The 4,612-nt window shown below is 61.7% G+C and carries 2 protein-coding genes and 1 pseudogene; all 3 read right to left on the bottom strand.

Going from position 1 to position 4,612, the window contains the following annotated elements; translation table 11 throughout:
- Positions 1-879: serine hydrolase domain-containing protein (locus JNL55_RS31560; RefSeq protein WP_293863981.1), on the bottom strand; the 879-nt coding region annotated here is incomplete at its 3' end.
- A gap of 59 nt (positions 880-938) precedes the next feature.
- Positions 939-4,004 (bottom strand): amidohydrolase family protein, encoded by a 3,066-nt coding sequence (locus tag JNL55_RS31555; RefSeq protein ID WP_293863978.1) that lies wholly within the window; start codon positions 4,002-4,004, stop codon positions 939-941.
- A 101-nt stretch (positions 4,005-4,105) separates the two neighbouring features.
- Positions 4,106-4,612 (bottom strand): annotated as a pseudogene (locus tag JNL55_RS31550) (hypothetical protein); the annotation flags it as partial.

Genomic DNA, 4,612 nt, shown 5'->3' with positions numbered 1-4,612 from the left:
GTCCGCCGGCGTCGCCAGCGAACCGCCGCAAGGAAACTCCCCGAAACACACTTGCGCGGTCGGCACCCAAGCGCCGCCGAGCACCTGATAGCCCGTGCTCAGGCGTTCCCAAATGTCGGCACGAATCAGTTCCCGAATCTGTGCCGGCGGCATCTGCGCATACTGCATGCCCAATCGATCCATGATGTGTTTCTGTACGTAGTCCGAGTAACTGAGGCGCTCGGGATTGGCGCGTTCCACGATCACGCCCAGTGTCGCCACACCGAGATTGGAATACTGATATTGAGCACCGACCGGTTGCGTCCACATCTGATGGAAACGATGCGGCCCCGTGCCCACCGGCGCCTGTGCGTACTGATAGCGATAAGCCAGCGCAAGCAACTCCGCCAAGGGACGGATCGTGTCGGCACGTTCACACAGATAGCTGGCCGCCGAATCGCCGCCCAATCCGGAACGATGGGTCAGCAAGTGACGAATCGTGATGGGCGGGCCGCCGAATGGATTGACGACTTTGAACGGCAAGTAGGTGTCGATGGGATCGTCGAGTTTCAACGCACCGCGTTCCACCAACTGCATGATGGCCACGGACGCGTAAGGCTTCGCAATCGAGCCGGAACGAAACACCGTGTCGGTGGTCATGGGTCGACGCGTCTTGGCATCGGCATACCCATAAGCGCCCTCCCACACCAGCACGCCGCGCCGAGCCAACGCAATGTTGAGCCCCGGAATCTCCTCGCTCCGCAGCCACTGCGGAATCAAGGTATCCAGTGCCTGAATCAGTTCGAGGTCGCCCGCATCCTTGGTTTGCACGCGGCGCTCGTCACCGTGTGCCGCCCCGCCGATCCCCAACGCGACCATCAGGATCAAACATCGGATCATGGAACTTACCTCTGTGTGCTACCGAGGGGAACGTGCAGGGCGCTAATGAACGGGGCGTTCTATTCATGAGTCTTCGGAATGCGCGACTGTCGCTGCCACCACTGCAGCCCCAGCGACTTCTGTCGTGGCCACAGCTGATTCAACGTGTCTGTTTCATACAAGCGGCCGTTGATCATCACGTACCGTAGCGACAGCGTGTGCCGAATGTCCTCCAGCGGATTGGCATCAAGCACCTGCAGGTCGGCGCGCTTGCCCACTTCGATCGAGCCGAACTCCTTGCCGTACCCGATGGCTTGTGCGCCCATGAGCGTCGCAGCCCGAAGCGCGTCATGGGCCTTCATGCCGCCGTCAACGAAGGTCCACAACGTCCAATGCGCGCCCAGTCCTTGAATCGAGCCGTGAACGCCCAGCGCAATGCGCCCACCCGCCGCCAACACAGCCGCCGGCTGAGCCACCAGCTCCTGAGATGTAAACGACGCCCGTCGCCGTGCCGTGCGCGCGCCCACCGTCAGCGACTCGATTTCCTCTGCCGGCAGGAAGCGCAGCACCTTCTCATCCGAATACAAGTCGACTTGGTTCACGAACGCATTCAGGCGATCTTGTCCGCCGGACTGCCCCTCGAGCAGGGTCGGCGTGATGGTCGTACCGCTCGCCGCTGCCAATCGCACCAGATCCTGGTAGTACGGCGTGACGGTCGCGAGATGCTCCTGGCCACCCGAGCCATCGAACAAGCGCGTCAGGCTGTACTTGAAATCGCTGTTGGCTTCGGCAGTCGTCGTCAATCGATACTCACGCGCGGCATCGAGCAGCCAGCGGTGGACTTGCCGATCGCCGTTGGTCACATAGTCTTTCAGCGACTCGGTGCGATAGAACTGCGCATAGCGTCGGGCGATGGCTCGAGCGTCCTCGGACGTGCGAATGTCATCCGTACCGAACACGCCGCGACCGGTGGTGAAAAAACGTGGCCCGAGCACGGCGCCGCTCGCGATTCGATCGGCATAGGTCAGTGCATCCATCGACGCCGGTTGCGGATCGCGGACTGCAGTCACGCCGTAGGCCAGGTTCACGAGGAATTCCCACACCTGCGTGCGATGAACACCCCACGGCGGCGCGCCATGCCAGTGAACATCGACGTAGCCTGGCAGAATGGTTTTACCGGTCACATCGATGACGTGAGCGTCGGCGGGAATCTTTATTGACCCGGCGGCGCCGACCGCAAGGATCTTGTCATCGGAGACGATCACGTCGGCACGTTCGATGATTTCATCGCCGCGCATGGTGATGACTCGAGCCCCGCGTAACGCGATGACGCCTTTCGGAACATCACGCGGCACTCGTAACATCACATCGTGCCGTCGTGCGTTCTTATCACATTGTGTGAACAACGCCGTGCCGAGCGACCACGCGGCACATCGACCATCGTTAGACCACTGTGGAAACTCGGCGCCTTCCTTACTCAAGCGTCGAGCAGGCAACGCCGGCGTGGTCGCGGACAGATCCACTAACGGCAGCGTCGTTTGGTCCTTGGGAAGGTCGACCAACCAGGTCTGATTGTTGACCAAAGCCAACGCCTGCGCGCCATCGGGCGACAGCAGAATCTCATCCGCCAGTTCCCGTTTGGAGAAGCCCGCCGCCTCGATACGAAGGATCGACCGTCGCTGCGCGCCATCCCAACGAACTGCGACCAGTCCGTCTTTTGGATCCTTGAAGTAAAAGCCCTCGTCGCCAGCAACGAAGTGAGCCCGCCCGTAGTGAGAGTTCGCGCCCCAGTACGTCACGGCATTGATATGAGTGACCACGCTCGCACTGCCACCAGCAGTGGGCAACCAAACCCATTCGCGCGTGTCACCGCGACCGATGCCTTGCGTTTCGTTAAAGAAACCGAACCGCTCGGCCCAACGCGCACGTGCCGCAACCAAACGCTGACCATCGGGCGAGTACGACAACTTCTCGTAGAAGTCGTTGTCCACGGTGAGTCGTTCGGGTGGAGCGGTACCGTTGGCTGGCACCCGCCAGATGCCGCCGCCGTCCAGGTCGTTCCAAGTCACATAGGCGAGATGTCGTCCATCGGGTGACCACGCAGGAAAGAACGCCGTGGAACCCTCCGCACTCACTTGGCGAGGCGCACGCGTACCGGACCGCGAGTCCATCGCTTGTATCCAGATTCGTCCCAACGCCGAGAATGCGAGCTGTCGTCCGTCGGGCGACAGCTGCGGTTGTTCGATGCGTCGCGCGGTGACGGTTCTCTCTTCGATGGCGTGATCGAACTGCGCGAGCGGCGCCAGTTCGACCTCGACATCAGCACTGAACGGCACGCGACTGACGCTGCCATCGGCGACACCGATGCGCCAGATCTGCCCTCGATAGGCTGTAAACAACGCATTGCCGTCGGCACTGAAAGCCGCGCCCGGCAGCAGATCCCGCCGTGGGGCCACTTCACCGCTCGGCCGATCCACGTTCGATACCAGCCAACGCTGCTCGCGCGTGACCAGATCCAGCAACTTCAAATGCGTCGCACCCGCCCACGAATTTGCATACACCAGATAACGACCGTCAGGACTGACGACCGGGCGCACCGCGTTGTTCAACTCGCGAGTGACTTGCTCGACCCGGCCGGTGGCGCGCTCGATGCTGGCGATCTGCCAAGTGGCAAAACTTGGCCATTGCGGTTTGACCTCGATGGCGCCAAAGACTTGCTGCGAATCGTTGCCGAACGCCGCACCTAGTACAGTATCCGAAACACCCATCGGCTGCGACACGCCACTGCGAACGGCATAGCTGTACAGCTGATAGTCACGACCGTGCCCCGTATCGCGAGTACTGCGCGTCGCGAGGATGGACTCACCGTCCGGTGTCCATTCCGGCGAGACATAGAACACACCCGTGTCTTGCGTGAGCGGCCGTTGCTCGCCCGTATCGACATCCAAGATCCACAGATTGTCCGCACCGGAGCGGTCGCTCACGAACACGATGGAGCGACCGTTCGGCGAGTATCGCGGCTGCGCGTCGAACGCACTACCGTGCGTCAGTCGCTTCGCCTTGCCGCCATCGATAGGCAACGAGTACAGGTCGCCCAACAGATCGAACACGAGGGTGCGTGAGTCCGGCGCAACGTCGAGCGACATCCATGTCCCCTCCTCTGTCGTAAAGCGCAGCGGTCGCGACGCCGTGTTCGCCGCCGAACTGACGGCGGCGAACGTCAACAGCACAGCGATACAAACAACCCTCACCGCGCAGTCACCTGCTCAGGCGTGGGCAACCTCGCTGCTTTCAGGCTTCGGATTCTTTCGGCGTTGAACTCGAGACCAGTGACCTCGCCGCCGGCATTGCGCGTGAATGTGAGTCGGTTGATGCCGTCATACTCGAAGCGATCCTTGCCCGTGGAGCGCAGTGTTCGAATGACGCCGTAGCGTGCTCGCGCTCGTAACTCCCCTTGTTCGATCCAGACTCGAAACGTGGCATCGAGCTCCTCGCTGCGGTAGCTGCCGACATACTGCGCCATGAGCTTCCGATCCAACGCTGGCGCCGGCGCTTTCTCAGCAGCGTTCGAAGCGGGCGGCACGGCCGGCACCGGCAATGTAAAGCGGTCAGCGAGATAGACATCCGCAACTCGGCGAGTCAACGCTCCGGTCGCGATCCGCCCGGTGTTACACAACGTAGCAATGCTGACGCGCGACTGTGGGAAGCGCAGTAGAAACGCACTGTAGCCACCTGCGCCGCCGCTATGCATAAC

This window comes from Steroidobacter sp. (assembly GCF_016790065.1).
Lineage (GTDB): Bacteria > Pseudomonadota > Gammaproteobacteria > Steroidobacterales > Steroidobacteraceae > Steroidobacter.
The sequence above is the reverse complement of the archived record's forward strand: the minus strand, read 5'-3'. Positions and strand labels throughout refer to the sequence as shown.